We start from the raw sequence: 16,874 nt of genomic DNA, 5'->3' as shown, positions 1-16,874 counted from the left end.
CCTGCAGTGAAGGCAGTACCGGGCGCGCTGCGGGAGGGGCTGCTCTGCACCCTGTTCTGCTTCGCGCTGAGCATCGCCGCGCTGCCCTCTGCCGATGCAGCCGAACAGGCCGGCACCCTGGAGGTCCATGTGGGTTCAGGCCCACTCGCACCGGCCCTGCAGCAATGGGCGCGCCAGAGTGGCATCGCCCTGCTGTTCGATGCGCGTGAACTGGATGGCCTGCGCACGGCCGGCACCCATGGCCAACGCGATGCGGCCGCGGCCCTGAAGGAACTGGTCGCCGGCATGCCGGTGACCATCCTGCGCACGCCTGCCGGTGGATTCGTCGTCCGCCGCACCCGGCCAGCACCGCCATCGCCCCCGCCGGTCGCGACGCGTGCGATGCCCGCGGTACCGTCGCCGGGCGGGGTGCCCGAGACGCCACCGCAGGTGGAGCTGGCGCCGATCCATGTCACCGGCAGCCGGCTGCCGCGCACCTCCGTGCAGACCACGCTGCCGGTGACCATCATCGATCGCGATGACATCCTGCGCAGCGGTTACGGCAGCCTGTTCGACCTGCTGCGGCACTTGCCGGGCATGAACGGCCACCCGGCGATGAGCACCTCGCGCAGTGGCGATTCGCAGTACCTGCCGGTGGGTGCGGCCACCACCACCAGCCTGGACGGCATGGGTCCGCGTGCGACCTTGTTCCTGGTCAATGGCCGGCGCCTGCCACGCTATCCGATGGTGTCGCTGGAACAGGGCGGGCTCACCGACCTGGGGGGCATCCCGCTCAGCTTCGTCGAGCGCATCGAACTGGTGCGTGGCGGTGCGTCGGCCATCTATGGTGCCGACGCGATGTCCGGCGTGGTCAACATCATCCTGCGTGACCAGGCCGATGGCCCTGAAGCCATGCTGCAGACCGGCCTGAGCGGGCGCGGCGACGCCGGCCAGTATCGCCTGCAGGCGGCCACCGGTGGCGTGCGCGACGGAGGGGACCGCTGGTTCGCTGGCGTCGACCTGCATCGCATCGACCACGTGGCCGGCGATCGCCGCGAATGGCATGCGGAAACCTCGCAGTACCTGATCGGCGCGTTCCGCGATGGACGCTACTGGCCGGCAAAGCGCTGCGAAGGGCCATTGAAACGGCGCGATGGCGCCTGCTGGTTTGACAGCGCACGCCCGCGTTCGCTGCAACCGGCCTCGGACACCGCCTCGGCCTACCTGCGCTATCGGCATGAGCGCGGCGAAGGTCGCTACGCCTACGCCGAGGCGCGGGCCAGCCACAACCGGCAACGCTTCGACCTCGGCCCGACCGCCGTAGCCATCGGGCTTTATGGGTTCACCTTCAACAGCGTGCTGCGCGAAGCCGGCAACGTGCGTCCGCATGTACGTGCCACCGATGCCGACGTCACCTTCGGCATGGGCCGCGACCAGGGCCGCCGCAGCTGGGATGCCGGCATCAGCGCACAGCGCAGCGATGTCACCCTGACGACGTCCGGCACCGTGCGCGCCCAACCACTGCTGCGCGCTGCCGAGACGCTGGATTTCCTGCCCGGCTTCACCTCGTTGCCGGCAGAGACCGCCGCGCAGCTGTTCCCGTCGATCCGCAACCGCGGGCGCACCGAGCAGTGGCAGGGCTGGTGGGGCATGCAGCGCGAGTTGATGCCATTGGCCGGCGGTGCTGCACAAGTGGCCACCGGCATCGACCTGCGCCAGGAACGCTGGACGTCGCATCCCGACGCGCTGCTGAGCCAGGGCGACCTGGCGCTGGGCCTGCCACAGGAACAACGCCACCTGTCACGCCGCAGTGGCGGTGCCTACGCCGAACTCGGCCTGCCATTGGCGCGCACGCTGCGCATGGACCTGGCAGCACGCTGGGACCGCGATGGCGATTACCAGGCTTTCTCGCCCCGCGTGGGCGTACGCTGGAGCCCGACACCGCAGTGGTCATTCCTGCTTGCCACCGGGCGCGGCTACCGGGCCCCCAGCCTGTTCGAGCAACGGCGGCCGCCGGGCTATTTCGGCGCGATCGAACTACCCGCCTCCAGCGCACTGCCCAACTGCGCGCAGAGCAACGGCAACGGACGCTGCAGCGTAACCGTGGACGTGGTGGAGAACGATGCGCTGAAAGCGGAGCGGTCGCGCAGCCATTCCCTGGGTGCGACCTGGACACCGACCGATGCGTTTTCACTGTCGCTGACCCACAACATCGTCGAACTGCGCAACGAGATCCTGGCCCTGCAACCGGCCGACGCAGTGTGGAATTCAAGCACGTGGGAGTTGGACGAGGACGGCAACCTGCACAACCTGCGCCTATCCTTCGACAACATCGGCCGCACCACGTCGCGCAACCTTGTTCTGCGCGGGGAGTACCACATCGACACCGGCAGCACCGGCCAGTGGCTGTTCTCGCTCGATGCGCTGAAGCAGCAGGAACTGCGCCGCGAGCGTGGCCATGAAGCGACGGTGGACCTGCGTGGCCATGTCACGCCAGCGATGGCCGCCGTGCTCAATGTGCAGTGGCAGAACAGCAACTGGGACATCGCCCTGCGCGGCAACCAGGTAGGGCGCACGCGTGCCTGGCTGCCCGGTGCGGAATGCCCGGAGGAACAGCGCGAGCAGAACCATTGCATGAATCCGCGGCAGCTGCGCTGGAACCTGCACCTGGCAAGGCGGCTGGGGCCGCGCTTGGTCGCCGCGCTGGACGTGCACAACGTGCTCGACACGCAACCGGTGAACTACCTGGTCGGCAATGGCGGCCAGATGCCGGGGCTGGACGATCCACTTGGCCGCTACTTCCTGCTGACCCTGCAGATCCGCTGAGCGTAGTACCCTACGCGCCCTGTTCCATCGGTCCCCCACCACCCCATGAAGGCCTATCTCTGGTTCTGGGGCGCGTTCCTGCTGTTCTTCGCGTTGCCCTTCCCCTGCATCCTCTACTTCGGCACGTCGTGGCCGGTGCCACTGGCCGACCGCAGCGCGCCATGGCTGGCCCTGCTGCTGCTCGCCCTGTCGCTGGCCCTGTGGCTCGCGTTGCTGCTCGCCTTCCTGCACTACCTGCTGCTGGGCCCGCCGCGCGCGCTGCATCGGGTGCGCACCATCCTGGCCGACGGTGAGCCGCGTGATGCGTTGATCGAACAGGCCGAGCAGACCGGCGTGCACGTGCGCGGCTTCGCGCAGTGGAGACTGAAGCTTGGCTTCCAGAACCTGTCCGGCACGCCGATCCATGAACAGATGCTGGTGGTGGACAGCAAACCGCAGCTGCAGCGTTTCGTGGCCGGCCAGCGCATCGAGGTTCGCCTGAGCCGGACGCCGGGTGCGTTCCCCAATGTGGTGCTGGAGGGCGCCCAGCCCGAACTTGATGTCGCCAGCCTCTGGCGCCGCGGCGCCGGCGCGGTCATCGGCATCGTCGTGGTTGCCAGCGCCTACGTGCTCGCCTATCGGCTGCAGAGTGAGGGCCTGGGCTGGACGTTCATGTCCTTCGGCCACCCACTGCTGGTGTGCCCGCTGGTGTTGTGCGGCTACGCCCTGGGCCTGCGCGTCCTGGGGCGCCTGCTGCAGGCCGATGCACGCGGAGACGCGCTGAAGTACCGCGGCATCGGCGTGGATGCGAAGGTGCTGAAGCTGCGCCAGACCGGCACCTACCTCAACGAGCAGCCGCAGGTGGAGTTCCAGCTGGAGTACACCGACCGCGAAGGTGGCATACAGCAGGTGAACGTGCGCCGCTTCATCCCGTTGATCGAGCTGGCCAACCTTCCACGCGAGCAGGTCACGCTGCTGTACGACCCGGAAGATCGCGGCAACGTTCGCCTGGAGGGTGTATGAAGCAGCCCCCCTCGACGCGACTGGTATTTTCGATGGTGCTGCTGTTGCTGGCCGGCGTCGCCGTTGCCGGCGGGGCACTGCAGACCCTTGCCGAAACGATGGGCCATTCGGTGCAGGATGACCGCGCAACCACGCCGATCACCACGCCTCCACCGCGCGAGCGACCTGCTTCGCTCGCACCGATTCCCGAACCGCGGTCGATGCCGATGCCCGAACGCAGCAACCGCTTGTTCGATGCGGACTACCTGCTGGCCGCCCGCCAGGCACTGGAACAGATGCCAGCCCTGGCCGGGCACCGGTTGATGGTGTTCCACAGCATCCACTTCTACGATGATGGCCGCATCAATCTGGATCTGGTCGATCCGCAGCAACCTACGCACGTGGACAGCTACCACTTCGAGCACGGCCAGTGGCGCAAGGGTGACCCGGTCGATCCGCAGCGCTTCGCGCCCACCATCACCCTGCGCCGCAGCAGCACGGCGCTGGCCAACATCGATTTCGAGGCGGTGCCACGCGTGGCCCAGGCGCTGCAGGCGCAGCGCAACGCGCTGATGGCCACGCCGGGTGACGTCGGCCACGTCTATGTGATCGTGCGCAAGGGGGGCAGGCTGGTGTGGCTGCCGGACGAGGTCGCCGGCGATCGCCAGTCCGCACGACTCTCGTTCGACGCACAGGGGCGTTCCGGCCACGCGAACCGACGATAGTCAACGCAAAAAGGGGACGGAGGGGATTAAGTCGCATGTGCCTTGGTGCGGTCTGCGACTTAATCCCCTCCGTCCCCTTTTTCTATTTCACCGAACGGGCGATGGCGTACTGCGCGCCGTAATAGGTGGACAGCACCAGCAGGCTGGCCAGTGGCAGGCCGCCGGCGAAGCGGTCCCAGGCCAGCAGCGAATCGCTGGCCACGAACAGCAGCGCACCGACGGCAGCCCAGGGCGCACTTCGGGCTTCCACGGCAGGCTGCGGGCTGCGCCATTGCCGTGCCAAGGCCAACATCGCCATCGAGGCCAGCACCACCACGTACGCCAGCACCGGCATACGCATCGGTGCAGGCAGGTGCGGCCACAGCCCAAGCACATTGAGTACAGCGAACGCACCGAGCAGGATGCTGGCGGCGAGCAGGCCACGCCCGGCACGCAGGCCCTCACGGAAGGCGACGATGTAGCAGAGGTGCGCCAGCAGGAACGCCACCAGCCCCGGTACGAACGCGTCCATCGGCAACATCAGCGCGATGTCACCCAGGCACGACAGCAGCATGCCGGCCAGCACCGCGCGCCGGTAGGACGGCTGCGCAGGATCACGCACCCGCCAGGCGATGGCAGCGATCAGCAGCGTGGTCGCCGGCTTCGCCAGCCAATGCAGCCAGCGCCCGTCACCGTGAAAGAACGCGCCGACGATGGCGAGGATCGCCATCAATAGGATCACGCCATCGCGGGCGCGCGGTTTCATCGCGCCTTCCACAGGTCCGCCAGGCGGTCAGGCTTGCCGGCGATACGCTCCAGCACCGGATACTGCAGGCCACCGTGGTAGTCGATGTTCATCGTCTCGATGCGGTCGAACTGCTTCACCAGCAGGACGATCGGCGCCTTGTCCTTGGCCGCCGTCGCCACCGCATCCTTCAAGCGCTGGCTGCTGTACTCGCGCCCGCCAACCGCAATCACCTTCATGCCGGGTGCAAGACCGGCGTTGAACGCCGGGCTGTCCCAGATCACGTCGCCGACCACGCCGCTGTCGAGCACGGTCGCGCCCAGCGAATAGGCCAGCAGTGCGGCCTTGGCACGCTTTTCCTGCGCCTTGTAGGCGTCGTTCGGGGTATCGCGGTAGACCAGCTTCCAGCCCGCCAGTTCCAGCCCCCCGGTCAACGAACCGTGGCCGTCCAGGCGCCCGCGCAGGAACGTCGTCCAGTCGTACGGCACGATGCCGTTCAAGGTCGCCACCACGTCGTCGAAGGTGTAGGGGTTGACGTCCCAGTCACCGTTGCCAACCCCGAAGAAGGCGCGCGCGAAGTCATCCAGGCTGCGGCGGTTGCCGCTCAGTTCGCGCAGCTTGCCCTCCACTTCCAGCCACAGCATCTGGCCACCGGAGTAATAGTCTTCGCTCATCTGGTAGTTGCGGTACGGCAACGTCCGGCGCTGGGCGATGGTCGGGTCGTTGGTGGTGTCCTGCAACGGGCGCCAGGCCAGGCCCGGGCGGCCGCGATCATAGGTCGCGGCCACATTGGCCAGCATGTCGCGCGCCTGCGCCGTCGACCACAGCCCCGAGCGTGCCGCCAGCACCTGTCCCCAGAACTGGGTCTGGCCTTCGTAGACCCACAGCAGGCTGTCGCCCATCGGCGTGTTGAAGTTGGCGGTGGTCAGGTCAGCGCCACGCCGGTACTTGCCGTTCCAGGAATGGGTGTACTCGTGCGGTAGCAGATCGCGCATCCAGGCGTTGTCGTCCCACTCGGTGAAGTAACCCGGGTCGGCACTGTTCTCGCTGGAACGGTGATGCTCCAGGCCGATGCCACCAAGACGGTCGGTCAACGCCAGCAGGAATTCATAGTGGTTGTAGTGGCGCGCACCGTAGAGCTTGTCGGCCTGCCGCACCAGTGCGCGGTGCAGGGTGATCTGTGCCTCGCTCGGCTTCAGCGACTTGGCCTCGTCGGCAAACACATTGAGGTGCACCGGCACCTTCGCGCCCGGATCGAGATCGATGCGCTGGTAGTGCTCGCCGGCAAACAACGGCGAATCGACCAGGTGGTCATAGGAGATCGGCTTGAACACCACGGTATCGCCGTCGCGGCGCGCGGTTTCCAGCGCAGTGGCAAACGACCAGCCCTTGGGTAGGATCACGCTGGCCTGCGCCTGCAGGTCGCGTGTATCGACGCCGGCCGGATACAGCGAGTTGGCATTCCACTGCAGGTTGAGCATCTCCGGGGTCATCACCACCCGGCCTTGGCTGCCGCCCTGCGAGGACAGGAAGTCGAAGTGGGCGACGATCTCGCTGACGCCCTCGGGCACGTCTACCTTGAACGCATAGACGTTGTACTGGTCGCGCTGCCAGGCCAACGGCTTGCCGTTGGCGGTCACGCGCAGGCCGGCCAGCTTGTCGATCGGCCCGGTGGGCGAATGGTTGCCGGGAATCCACTGCGGGTACAGCAGGGTCATCGGACCGGGTTTGACCGGTACGGTGGCGGTCACCTTGAAGATGCGGCGAGCGAGATCGCGCGCATCCACATCGATGCGCAGCAGGCCGGGAGCCGCGGCGTCGGCAGGCGGCGAGGTCTGCGCCAGTGCAGGCGAAGCAGCCAGCGCGAACAGCACGGACATCACCAGGGCTCGGGTCTTCATCGGGCAGCATCCAACAGCGGAGAATCCTCCGATGCTAGGCCTGTAAAGTGCCCTGCCCCATGGCCAAAGGTCATGGGCGGGCCGGCCATCCGCGCATGACAAAAAGCGTGCGAACCAAGGTTCGCACCCACCAGAGCAGTTTCAGTAGATCCACGCCATGCGTGGATGAGGCGCTTCCCGGTCAGTCGACCAGGCGCAGACGCAGTTCCTTCGGCAGCGCGAACACCATCGATTCCGGTTCGCCTTCCAGCTCGCCCACGCCGGTTGCACCCAGCTCGGCCAGGCGCGCCAGCACGCCATCGACCAGTACCTGCGGCGCCGAGGCGCCAGCGGTCACGCCGATGTGCTGCTTGCCCACCACCCACGCCGGGTCGATCTCGTGCGCACCGTCGATCAGGTACGACTCCACACCTTCACGGCGGGCCAGTTCGCTCAGACGGTTCGAGTTGGAGCTGTTCGGCGAACCGACCACCAGCACCAGGTCGCAGCGCTTGGCCAGGTCGCGCACGGCGTCCTGGCGGTTCTGCGTGGCGTAGCAGATGTCGTCGTTCTTCGGGCCCTGCATCGCCGGGAAACGCTCGCGCAGCGCATCGATGATGCCGCGCGTATCGTCCACCGACAGCGTCGTCTGGGTGGTGTAGGCGAAGTTGTCCGGCTGGTTGATGTGCAGCGTGGCAACCTGCTCGACATCCTCGACCAGGTAGATCTGGCCGGTACCGGCTTCGCGGTTCCACTGGCCCATGGTGCCTTCCACTTCCGGGTGACCGGCATGGCCGATCAGCACCACGTCACGGCCGGCACGACAATGGCGGGCGACTTCGAAGTGGACCTTGGTCACCAGCGGGCAGGTCGCGTCGAACACCTTCAGGCCACGGCGCTCGGCTTCCTGGCGCACGGCCTGGGAGACGCCATGCGCGCTGAAGATCACCGTGTTGTTGTCCGGAACCTCGTCGAGCTCTTCGACGAAGATCGCGCCGCGCTGCTTCAGGTCGTCGACCACGAAGCGGTTGTGCACCACTTCATGGCGGACGTAGATGGGCGCGCCCAGCGTTTCGATCGCGCGCTTGACGATCTCGATCGCACGATCGACACCGGCACAGAAACCACGCGGGTTGGCGAGCAGCACATCCATCAGTTCAATCTCCCGGCAGCGGCCGGCTTACGGTTTCGGATTGGCATTATCCGCCTTTTTGGCGGACTTGCCGTCGAACAGGCCAAACAGGGCGATGCCGATGGCACCCACCACGATGGCCGAATCGGCGATGTTGAACGAGGGCCAGGTATAGCTGCCCACGTACCACTGGATGAAATCGACCACATGGCCGTGGACCTGGCGGTCGATCACGTTGCCGATGGCACCGCCGATGATCAGCGCATACGGCACCGCGGCCTTCCAGTTGCCACGGGCGGTGCCGCGCAGCCACCAGGCCATCAGGCCGCTGATGGCGATTGCCAGCGCGGTGAAGAAGTACTTCTGCCAACCACCAGCGTCGCTCAGGAAACTGAACGCCGCACCGGTGTTGTAGGTGCGGTACCAGTTCCAGAAGCCGTCGATGACCACCACCGGCTGGAACTCCGGCAGGCTCGACAGCACCCAGGCCTTGGACCACTGGTCCAGGCCGATGATGGCGGCCGACAGCAGCAGCCAGACCAGGGCGTTCGGATGCGGACGGGACGCGGCCATCAGAACCAGCTCCGCACTTCACCGGCACCGGTGATGTTGCTCACGCAGCGGCCGCACAGTTCCGGATGGTCGGCGTTGCTGCCGACATCGGCGCGATGGTGCCAGCAGCGCACGCACTTGGTCTTGGTGGTCGGCTGGGCGCTGACGAACACCTCGTCGGTGGTCGCTGGCCGCACCTGCACGTCGCCGCTGATGAACAGGAAGCGCAGTTCATCGGCCAGCGGCTGCCACTTCGCGGCCTGCTCTTCGCTGGCGGCGATGGTGATTTCCGCTTCCAGCGCGGCACCGATCGCGCCGTTGGCACGCATCGGCTCGAGCACCTTGGCCACCTGCTCGCGCACGGCCAGCAGCTGGTCGAAATCGGCGGCGTTGAGCTGGGCACCGGCCGGCAGCGGCGCCAGGCCGTCGTACCAGGTGGTGAACAGCACATGGCCGGCACGTTCGCCCGGCAGGTAGCCCCACAGCTCGTCGGCGGTGAAGGTCAGGATCGGCGCCACCCAGCGGGTGAACGCTTCGGCGATGTGGTACATCGCGCTCTGTGCCGAACGGCGACCATGCGAATCGGTCGGCATGGTGTACAGGCGGTCCTTGGTCACGTCCAGGTACAGCGAGCCCAGATCCACGCTGCAGAAGTTCAGCAGCAGCTGCACGATCTCGGCCATGTTGTAGCCGTCGTAGGCCGTCTTGATCTTCTCCTGCAGCTCCCAGGCGCGATGCACGATCCAGCGGTCCAGCGCGACCATCTGCCCGAGCGGTTGCAGGTGCCGGGCCGGATCGAAACCGTCCAGGTTGCCGAGCAGGAAGCGTGCGGTGTTGCGCAGGCGACGGTAGGCGTCAGCATTGCGCTTCAGGATTTCCTGCGACAGCGACATCTCGTTGCTGTAGTCGGCCGAGGCGATCCACAGGCGCAGGATGTCCGCGCCCAGCTTGTTCATGATGTCCTGCGGCTCGATGCCGTTGCCCAGCGACTTGGACATCTTGCGGCCGTGCTCATCCACGGTGAAGCCGTGGGTGAGGCACTGCTTGTACGGCGCGCGCTTGTCGATCGCCACGCCGGTCAGCAGCGAGGACTGGAACCAGCCGCGGTGCTGGTCGGAGCCTTCCAGGTACAGGTCGGCCGGCTTGCCGAAGCCACGCGCGGCGAGCACGCCTTCATGGGTCACGCCCGAATCGAACCAGACGTCGAGGATGTCGGTGACTTTCTCGTAGTCGGCCGCTTCGGCGCCGAGCAGTTCGGCGGCGTCCAGCGAGTACCACACATCGATGCCCTCGGCTTCGACGCGGTCGGCGACCTGCTGCATCAGCTCCACCGAGCGCGGGTGGATCTCGCCGGTCTGGCGATGGGTGAACAGTGCGATCGGTACGCCCCAGGTGCGCTGGCGCGAGATGGTCCAGTCCGGGCGACCGTCGACCATGCTCTGGATGCGCGCCTTGCCCCAGGTCGGGAACCAGCCGACAGTGTCGATCGCAGCCAGCGCATCGCTGCGCAGGTTGGCCTTGTCCATCGAGATGAACCACTGCGGAGTCGCGCGGAACACCACTGGTGTCTTGTGGCGCCAGCAGTGCGGATAGCTGTGGCGGATCGGGTGGAAGGCCAGCAGCGCACCGTTGTCGCGCAGCACGCCGACGATGGCCTCCTGCGCCTTCCACAGGTGCTGGCCGGCCAGCACCACCTCACCGGCCGGCGGGGTCGATTCCAGGTACACGCCACGGCCGTCGATCGGGGTCACCTGCCCGGCGTTGTACTTGTCCAGCAGGCCGTACTTCTGGCTGACCACGAAGTCTTCCTGGCCGTGGCCAGGGGCGGTGTGCACCGCACCGGTACCGTCCTCGTCGGAGACGTGGTCGCCATTGAGCAGCGGGATGTCGCGCTCCGGATAGAACGGATGCGCCAGCAGCTGGTTCTCCAGCGCCGCACCGGTGGTTTCACCGTGCAGCACGACGCTCTCGACGCCGTAGCGCTGCAGCGAGCGCTCGGCCAGCGCGGCGGCCAGCACCAGCCAACGGCGCTTGCCGTTGTGGGCCGGGCCTTCGGCAAGCACATACTTGATTTCCGCGCCCAGCGACACCGCCAGCGAGGCCGGCAGCGTCCACGGGGTGGTGGTCCAGATCGGCACGGCCACTTCGACGTCGGCCGGCACGCTCACACCGAACGCCTTGCCGATGGCCTGGGCATCGCGCGCGGCGTAGGCCACGTCGATCGCCGGCGATTCCTTTTCCTGGTACTCGATCTCCGCCTCGGCCAGTGCCGAGCCACAGTCGAAGCACCAGTACACCGGCTTGGCACCACGCACCAGGTGACCGTTGGCGACGACCTTGGCCAGCGCACGGATCTCATTGGCTTCGAAGTCGAAACTCAGGGTCTTGTACGGGTTGTCCCAATCGCCGGTCACGCCCAGGCGCTTGAAGTCCACGCGCTGGATGTTGATCTGCTCTTCGGCGAACTCGCGGCACTTCTGCCGGAATTCAACCGCATCGAGCTTGGTGCCGACCTTGCCCCACTTCTTCTCGACCGCGATCTCGATCGGCAGGCCATGGCAGTCCCAGCCCGGCACATAGGGCGCATCGAAGCCGGCCAGGTAGCGCGACTTGACGATGATGTCCTTCAGGATCTTGTTGACCGCATGGCCCAGGTGGATGCGGCCGTTGGCGTAGGGCGGGCCGTCGTGCAGCACGAACAGCGGGCGGCCGGCGGCGTTGTCACGCAGCTGCTGGTAGAGCCCCTGCGCTTCCCACTGCGCCAGAATGCCCGGCTCGCGCTTGGGCAGGTCGCCGCGCATCGGGAATTCGGTGGCTGGCAGGTTCAGGGTGGTCTTGTAGTCCTGGCTCACGCAGTGGCTCGCAATCTATGTTCGGAAAGGAGGGCGCGCGCCTGTTCGGCGTCGCGGTGCATCTGGTCGGTCAGTGCCGCCAGATCATTGAATTTCTCTTCGTCGCGCAGCTTGGCGACAAACTCCACGTCGATGTGGCGCCCGTACAGGTCGCCCTGGAAATCGAACAGGTGGGCTTCCAGCAGCGGCTCCACGCCCTCCACCGTCGGCCGAGTGCCGAAGCTGGACACCGACGGCCACGGCTGGTCGAACACGCCGTGCACCCAGGTTGCGTAGATGCCCGACAGCGCCGGGGTCTTCGGGAAGCGCAGGTTGGCGGTGGGGAAGCCCAGCGTACGGCCAAGCTGGCGACCGCGCACCACGCGCCCGCTGATCGCATACGGGCGACCGAGCAGGTCGTTGGCGCGGGCGAAATCGCCCCCCTGCAGCAGCTGGCGGATGCGGGTGCTGGAGATGCGCTCGCCATGCAGGTCCACCGCTTCAATCTCGCCGGCGCTGAAGCCCAGTTCGGCGCCCATCTCCTGCAGCAGCGCCAGATCACCGCGGCGGCGGTTGCCGAAGCAGAACTCCGGCCCGATCCAGACTTCGCGGGCGCCCAGCCGGTGCACCAGCAACCGGCGCACGAAGGTCTCGGCCGGCATCGCCGCCATCGCCGCGTCGAAGCGCAGCAGGCCGACCGCATCGACACCGAGCTCGCGCAGGATCTCGACCTTGCTGCGCGCCAGGGTCAGCCGCGGTGGCGGCGTGCCCTGGGCGAAGAATTCACGCGGCAGCGGCTCGAATGCCACGGCCACTGCGGCCACGCCCAAGGCGCGCGCGCGGGCGACCGCGTGGCGGACCAGCGCACGATGGCCCAGGTGGAGGCCGTCGAATGCACCGATACAGACCACGCTTCCGTTGGGGAACAGCTCCCCGCCCTCGACGCTTCTGAACAGCCTGCTCATCAACTCTCGTTCCGGCCCGACCGGGACCGCCGCTTCAATGGTGTAACCCTGAAGTATAGCCGCCACGGGCCGCGATCAATGCCCGCGCAGGTCGCGCGGACGGAAGCCCATCGCCAGCATGGCCACCGCATAGGTCGCGCCGCCGCCGCCGACCAGCAACGCAAGGGCACCGATCCGCTCCCAGACACGCATCGCGGAGAAACCCGGCAGCCAGTGCAGCAGGGCCAACAGCACGCCAACCATGGCCGCACAGGCCAGCACCAGGCGCAGCAGATAGCCGCCCCAACCCGGCCGGCGCTGGTAGACATCGGTCTTGCCCAGCCAGTACCAGAGCAGGCCCAGGTTCAGGTAACTGGACAGCGCGCTGGCGATGCCCAGTGCCAGGTGCAGGCCCGGCTGCTTGCCGATGGCCGCCATCACGCCCTGCGCCTTCAGCGCGTCGGGCACCATCACCTGGTACAGCACGGCCAGCAGGGCGAAGTTGAACACCATGTTGGCCACCAGCGCCGCCACGCCGGCGCGCACCGGGGTCTTGGTGTCCTGGCGGGCGTAGAAGGCCGGCAGCACCACCTTCAGCAGGGCGAATGCCGGCAGGCCGAAGCTCAGGCCATACACCGACAGCGCGGTCATGCGGGTGTCGAAGGCGCTGAACTGGCCGTGCTGGAAGATGGTCGCGATCAGCGGCTCGGCCAGCAGCAGCAGGCCCAGCATGGCCGGCACCGAGATCAGCAGGGTCATGCGCAGGCCCCAGTCCAGCGAGCGCGAGAAGCCCTCGCGGTCGGTGCTGACATGGTGGCGGGCCAGCGCCGGCAGGATCACCGTGCCCAGCGCCACGCCGAACACGCCCAGCGGCAGCTCCAGGAAGCGGTCAGCCAGCGACAGCCACGACTGCGAGCCGTCGGTCAGCTTGGCCGCGATCACCGTATCCAGCAGCAGGTTGATCTGCGCCACCGAGGAACCAAACAGGGTCGGCACCATCAGCGTCATGACCTTGCGCACGCCCGGGTGGCGCCAGCCCCAGCGCGGCAGGGTCAGCAGGTTGATGCCCTTCAGCGAGGGCAGCTGGAACAGCAACTGCAGGATGCCGGCGGCCAGCACTGCCCAGCCCAGCGCCAGGATCTGCTTTTCCGGCGTACCGCCCAGCCGCGGTGCCAGCCACAGCGCGCCGGCGATCATGCACAGGTTGAGAATGACCGGGGTCAGCGCCGGCATGGCAAAGCGCTGGAAGCTGTTCAGCGCACCACCGGCCAGTGCGGTCAGCGAGACGAACAGCAGGAACGGGAAGGTCAGGCGGAACAGGTCGACCAGCAGGCCCTGCTTGACCGGGTCGGTATCAACGCCACTGGAGAAGACCGAGGCCAGCTGCGGCGCGAAGATCAGCGCCAGTGCGGTGACCAGCATCAGCACCCCGCCCAGGGTGCCGGCGGTGCGGGCCATCAGTTCGCGCAGCTCGGCGTGGTTGCGGGTTTCCTTCACTTCCGTGAACACCGGCACGAAAGCGGTGGCAAATGACCCTTCGGCGAACAACCGGCGCAGGAAATTGGGTACCCTGAAGGCGACCCAGAAAGCATCAGTGATGGCGTTGGTGCCGAACGTGGTGGTCACCACGAAGTCCCGGACAAGTCCGAGAACGCGCGAGACCATGGTCATGCTGCTGAACGACAGCAGGCCCCGCAACAACTTGGGTGAACTCACTCAGCGTCCCTCTTGACAATCGACTTGACGTGCATTTCTTACGCCATCATACTAGCTAGCTTGCTGTTCCCATAACACCGATTTTTTCAGGAAACCACCACCGTGGCCAATATCAAGTCCGCCAAGAAGCGCGCCAAGCAGACCGTCGTGCGCAACGCGCGCAACGTGGCTCAGCGCTCGATGCTGCGCACCGCTGTCAAGAAAGTGATCAAGGCGCTGGACGCCAACGATGCCGCCGGCGCCGAAGCCGCCTTCGCCGTTGCCCAGCCGATCCTGGATCGCTTCAGCGCGCGTGGCCTGATCCACAAGAACAAGGCTGCTCGCCACAAGAGCCGCCTGAACGACCGCATCAAGGCCCTCAAGGCCGCCTGATCCGGCGTTGCCGCCCTGCCCTTCGGGGTTGGGCTGCAGACAAAAGCCCGGCCCCGGCCGGGTTTTTTGTTGCCCGCGATCCGGGACTTTTGACACGTCCGGGGTCAGATCCCTTTTCCAGCGGAAAAGGGATCTGACCCCGGCAACAAAAAACCCGGCCGAAGCCGGGTTTTCCGCATGGAACCACAACGCCATCATTGCGCGTCGCGGGCTTCCTGCTCTTCTTCTTTCTGGCGATCGAAGAAGGCCATGATCCGGCTCATGATCGGGAAGGTGCCTTCGCGACCCAGTGCGGAGACCAGGAACCACGGCTCCTTCCAGCCCAGCTCGGCAACGATCTGCTCGGCCGCGGCCTGCGCCTCGTCTTCGAACATCAGGTCAGCCTTGTTCAGCACCAGCCAGCGCGGCTTTTTCAGCAGTTCCGGATCGTGCTTCCCCAGCTCGCGCTCGATCGCACGCACCTGCTCCACCGGCGAGATGCCGTCCACACCACCTTCCATCGGCGAGATGTCCACCAGGTGCAGCAGCAGGCGGGTGCGCTGCAGGTGGCGCAGGAACTGCGCGCCCAGGCCGGCGCCATCGGCCGCGCCTTCGATCAGGCCGGGAATGTCGGCGATCACGAAGCTGCGGTGGTTCTCCACCTTCACCACGCCCAGGTTCGGGTACAGCGTGGTGAACGGGTAATCAGCCACCTTCGGCGTCGCCGCCGAAACGGCGCGGATCAGGGTGCTCTTGCCGGCGTTGGGGAAGCCCAGCAGGCCGACATCGGCCAGCAGCTTCAGCTCCAGCTTCAGCGTGCGCTCCTCGCCCGGCTCGCCCGGCAACGCCTGGCGCGGCGAGCGGTTGGTCGAGCTCTTGAAGTGCATGTTGCCCAGGCCGCCACGACCGCCCTTGGCCACCAGCAGGCGATCGCCGTGCTGGGTCAGGTCGCCGATGACTTCATCGGTCGCCACGTTGATCACCACGGTGCCGACCGGCACGGTGATGGTCAGGTCTTCGCCACCCTTGCCATAGGCCTGGCGGCCCATGCCGTTCTCGCCGCGCTGCGCCTTGAAGATGCGGTCATGGCGGAAGTCGACCAGGGTGTTCAGGTTTTCGTCGGCGCGGATGTACACGCTGCCGCCCGCACCGCCGTCGCCGCCGTCCGGGCCGCCGAGCGGAATGAACTTCTCGCGACGGAAGCCAATGCAGCCGTTGCCGCCGTTGCCGGCGAACACTTCGATTTCTGCTTCGTCTACCAGTTTCATTGTTTCGATGCCTGCGATGGGCGTGGCCTGCAGGCCGCCGCCTTGAATGTTATGCCTGCCGATGGCCGGCAGCCCGGCCTGGCCGGTCTTGCTTCAACTCTAACGAAAAGCCCCGCCGAAGCGGGGCTCTTCATGCAGCACTCCCATGCCGGGGCACGGGTGCCGGCGATGCCTGGATCAGGCGTCGGCCGAGACGATGCTGACGGTGCGACGCTTCTTGGCGCCCTTGACCGAGAACTCCACCTTGCCGTCCACGAGGGCGAACAGGGTGTGGTCACGGCCCAGGCCAACGCCCGAACCCGGGTGGAACTGGGTGCCGCGCTGACGCACGATGATGTTGCCGGCTTCGATGGCCTGGCCGCCGAAGATCTTGACGCCCAGGTACTTCGGGTTGGAGTCGCGACCGTTGCGCGAGGAGCCTACGCCCTTTTTATGTGCCATGACTGCTTCTCCTGATGCTTAGCCGGCGATGCCGGTGATCTCGATTTCGGTGTAGTACTGACGGTGACCCTGACGCTTCATGTGGTGCTTGCGGCGACGGAACTTGATGATCCGGACCTTGTCAGCACGACCCTGGGACAGGACCTTGGCGGTGACGGCAGCGCCCTTCAGCGCATCGCCCAGCTTCACGCCGTCGCTGTCACCCAGCATCAGGATGTTGTCAAACTTGATCTCGCTGCCGACTTCGACTTCGAGCTTTTCAATGCGGAGCTTTTCGCCCTGCGCCACGCGGTATTGCTTACCGCCGGTGACCAGTACTGCGTACATGACCAGGCCTTCCTCTGTAGTTATTGTGGTCTGAGCTGCCGCCATCGAGGGCGGACAGGAGCGGGATTGTACGCAGATCATCGGGCGCGGGTCAAGTCAACCCCTGAACGCCGCAGGGGGCGGCGTCGGAACGGGGTCAGATCCCTTTTCACCCCGTGAAAAGGGATCTGACCCCTGCCTGTCGGCCTGTCTCACAA

At 66.6% G+C, this 16,874-nt stretch carries 14 protein-coding genes; 4 read left to right on the top strand and 10 right to left on the bottom strand.

The genetic code is table 11. The annotated features are described in order from the left end of the window. Positions 1-6 precede the first annotated feature (6 nt). Genes ACSYHF_RS05770 through ACSYHF_RS05760 form a run of 3 tightly spaced genes read left to right on the top strand, consistent with a single transcriptional unit; the run spans position 7 to position 4,511 of the window. On the top strand, positions 7-2,805 hold the full coding sequence (locus ACSYHF_RS05770) for a TonB-dependent receptor plug domain-containing protein (RefSeq protein WP_111129584.1): 2,799 nt from the start codon (positions 7-9) through the stop codon (positions 2,803-2,805). Positions 2,806-2,850: 45 nt separating this feature from the next. Continuing rightward, positions 2,851-3,807: a hypothetical protein gene (locus ACSYHF_RS05765; protein ID WP_095377772.1), complete on the top strand. Its 957-nt coding sequence runs from the start codon at positions 2,851-2,853 to the stop codon at positions 3,805-3,807. Continuing rightward, positions 3,804-4,511, top strand: coding sequence for a hypothetical protein (locus tag ACSYHF_RS05760; RefSeq protein ID WP_005415713.1), 708 nt, complete (start codon positions 3,804-3,806; stop codon positions 4,509-4,511). Before ACSYHF_RS05765 ends, ACSYHF_RS05760 begins: the two co-directional genes overlap by 4 nt. An 82-nt stretch (positions 4,512-4,593) precedes the next feature. Here ACSYHF_RS05760 and ACSYHF_RS05755 read toward each other — a convergent pair whose 3' ends face one another. The 7 genes from ACSYHF_RS05755 to murJ form a co-directional block, all read right to left on the bottom strand. Beyond that, positions 4,594-5,256, bottom strand: a complete 663-nt coding sequence (locus tag ACSYHF_RS05755) for a lysoplasmalogenase (RefSeq protein WP_005415712.1) — start codon at positions 5,254-5,256, stop codon at positions 4,594-4,596. Then, entirely contained in the window at positions 5,253-7,136 is a 1,884-nt protein-coding gene (locus ACSYHF_RS05750) for a M61 family metallopeptidase (RefSeq protein ID WP_065185985.1), read from the bottom strand. The genes ACSYHF_RS05755 and ACSYHF_RS05750 overlap by 4 nt, the downstream gene beginning before the upstream one ends. Before the next feature lie 181 nt (positions 7,137-7,317). After that, the gene (ispH, locus tag ACSYHF_RS05745) at positions 7,318-8,268 is read right to left on the bottom strand and encodes a 4-hydroxy-3-methylbut-2-enyl diphosphate reductase (protein WP_005415710.1); all 951 of its coding nucleotides are present in this window, start codon (positions 8,266-8,268) and stop codon (positions 7,318-7,320) included. A 27-nt stretch (positions 8,269-8,295) separates the two neighbouring features. Beyond that, the gene (gene lspA, locus ACSYHF_RS05740) at positions 8,296-8,820 is read right to left on the bottom strand and encodes a signal peptidase II (RefSeq protein ID WP_005415709.1); all 525 of its coding nucleotides are present in this window, start codon (positions 8,818-8,820) and stop codon (positions 8,296-8,298) included. Next, entirely contained in the window at positions 8,820-11,651 is a 2,832-nt protein-coding gene (gene ileS / locus ACSYHF_RS05735; protein WP_095377770.1) for an isoleucine--tRNA ligase, read from the bottom strand. The genes lspA and ileS overlap by 1 nt, the downstream gene beginning before the upstream one ends. Next, positions 11,648-12,595, bottom strand: coding sequence for a bifunctional riboflavin kinase/FAD synthetase (locus tag ACSYHF_RS05730; RefSeq protein ID WP_005415707.1), 948 nt, complete (start codon positions 12,593-12,595; stop codon positions 11,648-11,650). The genes ileS and ACSYHF_RS05730 overlap by 4 nt, the downstream gene beginning before the upstream one ends. 75 nt (positions 12,596-12,670) lie before the next feature. Beyond that, positions 12,671-14,275, bottom strand: a complete 1,605-nt coding sequence (gene murJ, locus ACSYHF_RS05725) for a murein biosynthesis integral membrane protein MurJ (protein WP_155760284.1) — start codon at positions 14,273-14,275, stop codon at positions 12,671-12,673. A gap of 117 nt (positions 14,276-14,392) precedes the next feature. On the opposite strand from murJ, the gene rpsT reads away from it, so the two are divergent. Next, positions 14,393-14,662 (top strand): 30S ribosomal protein S20, encoded by a 270-nt coding sequence (gene rpsT, locus ACSYHF_RS05720; protein ID WP_005408560.1) that lies wholly within the window; start codon positions 14,393-14,395, stop codon positions 14,660-14,662. Between the two features lie 194 nt (positions 14,663-14,856). Here the strand turns inward: rpsT and cgtA are convergent, their stop codons facing one another. The 3 genes from cgtA to rplU all read right to left on the bottom strand — a co-directional run bounded on the left by cgtA (position 14,857) and on the right by rplU (position 16,677). Beyond that, the gene (gene cgtA / locus ACSYHF_RS05715; RefSeq protein WP_069139083.1) at positions 14,857-15,909 is read right to left on the bottom strand and encodes an Obg family GTPase CgtA; all 1,053 of its coding nucleotides are present in this window, start codon (positions 15,907-15,909) and stop codon (positions 14,857-14,859) included. A gap of 177 nt (positions 15,910-16,086) precedes the next feature. Beyond that, a complete protein-coding gene (rpmA, locus tag ACSYHF_RS05710; protein ID WP_005415704.1) occupies positions 16,087-16,350 on the bottom strand; it encodes a 50S ribosomal protein L27 in 264 nt (87 codons plus the stop codon). Positions 16,351-16,368: 18 nt separating this feature from the next. Next, positions 16,369-16,677, bottom strand: coding sequence for a 50S ribosomal protein L21 (gene rplU / locus ACSYHF_RS05705; RefSeq protein WP_005408557.1), 309 nt, complete (start codon positions 16,675-16,677; stop codon positions 16,369-16,371). Positions 16,678-16,874 lie beyond the last annotated feature (197 nt).

The organism is Stenotrophomonas maltophilia group sp. P373, assembly GCF_053295075.1.
Note: the sequence above shows the minus strand (reverse complement) of the source record. Positions and strands in the feature narration are given on the sequence as shown.

Bases quoted from the DNA above. Each gene is read 5' to 3' on its own strand.
- ispH (WP_005415710.1), bottom strand. From the start codon at position 8,268: ATGGATGTGCTGCTCGCCAACCCGCGTGGTTTCTGTGCCGGTGTCGAT.
- cgtA (WP_069139083.1), bottom strand. From the start codon at position 15,909: ATGAAACTGGTAGACGAAGCAGAAATCGAAGTGTTCGCCGGCAACGGC.
- ACSYHF_RS05765 (WP_095377772.1), top strand. From the start codon at position 2,851: ATGAAGGCCTATCTCTGGTTCTGGGGCGCGTTCCTGCTGTTCTTCGCG.
- ACSYHF_RS05760 (WP_005415713.1), top strand. From the start codon at position 3,804: ATGAAGCAGCCCCCCTCGACGCGACTGGTATTTTCGATGGTGCTGCTG.
- ACSYHF_RS05750 (WP_065185985.1), bottom strand. From the start codon at position 7,136: ATGAAGACCCGAGCCCTGGTGATGTCCGTGCTGTTCGCGCTGGCTGCT.
- rpmA (WP_005415704.1), bottom strand. From the start codon at position 16,350: ATGGCACATAAAAAGGGCGTAGGCTCCTCGCGCAACGGTCGCGACTCC.
- ACSYHF_RS05755 (WP_005415712.1), bottom strand. From the start codon at position 5,256: ATGAAACCGCGCGCCCGCGATGGCGTGATCCTATTGATGGCGATCCTC.
- lspA (WP_005415709.1), bottom strand. From the start codon at position 8,820: ATGGCCGCGTCCCGTCCGCATCCGAACGCCCTGGTCTGGCTGCTGCTG.
- ACSYHF_RS05730 (WP_005415707.1), bottom strand. From the start codon at position 12,595: ATGAGCAGGCTGTTCAGAAGCGTCGAGGGCGGGGAGCTGTTCCCCAAC.
- rplU (WP_005408557.1), bottom strand. From the start codon at position 16,677: ATGTACGCAGTACTGGTCACCGGCGGTAAGCAATACCGCGTGGCGCAG.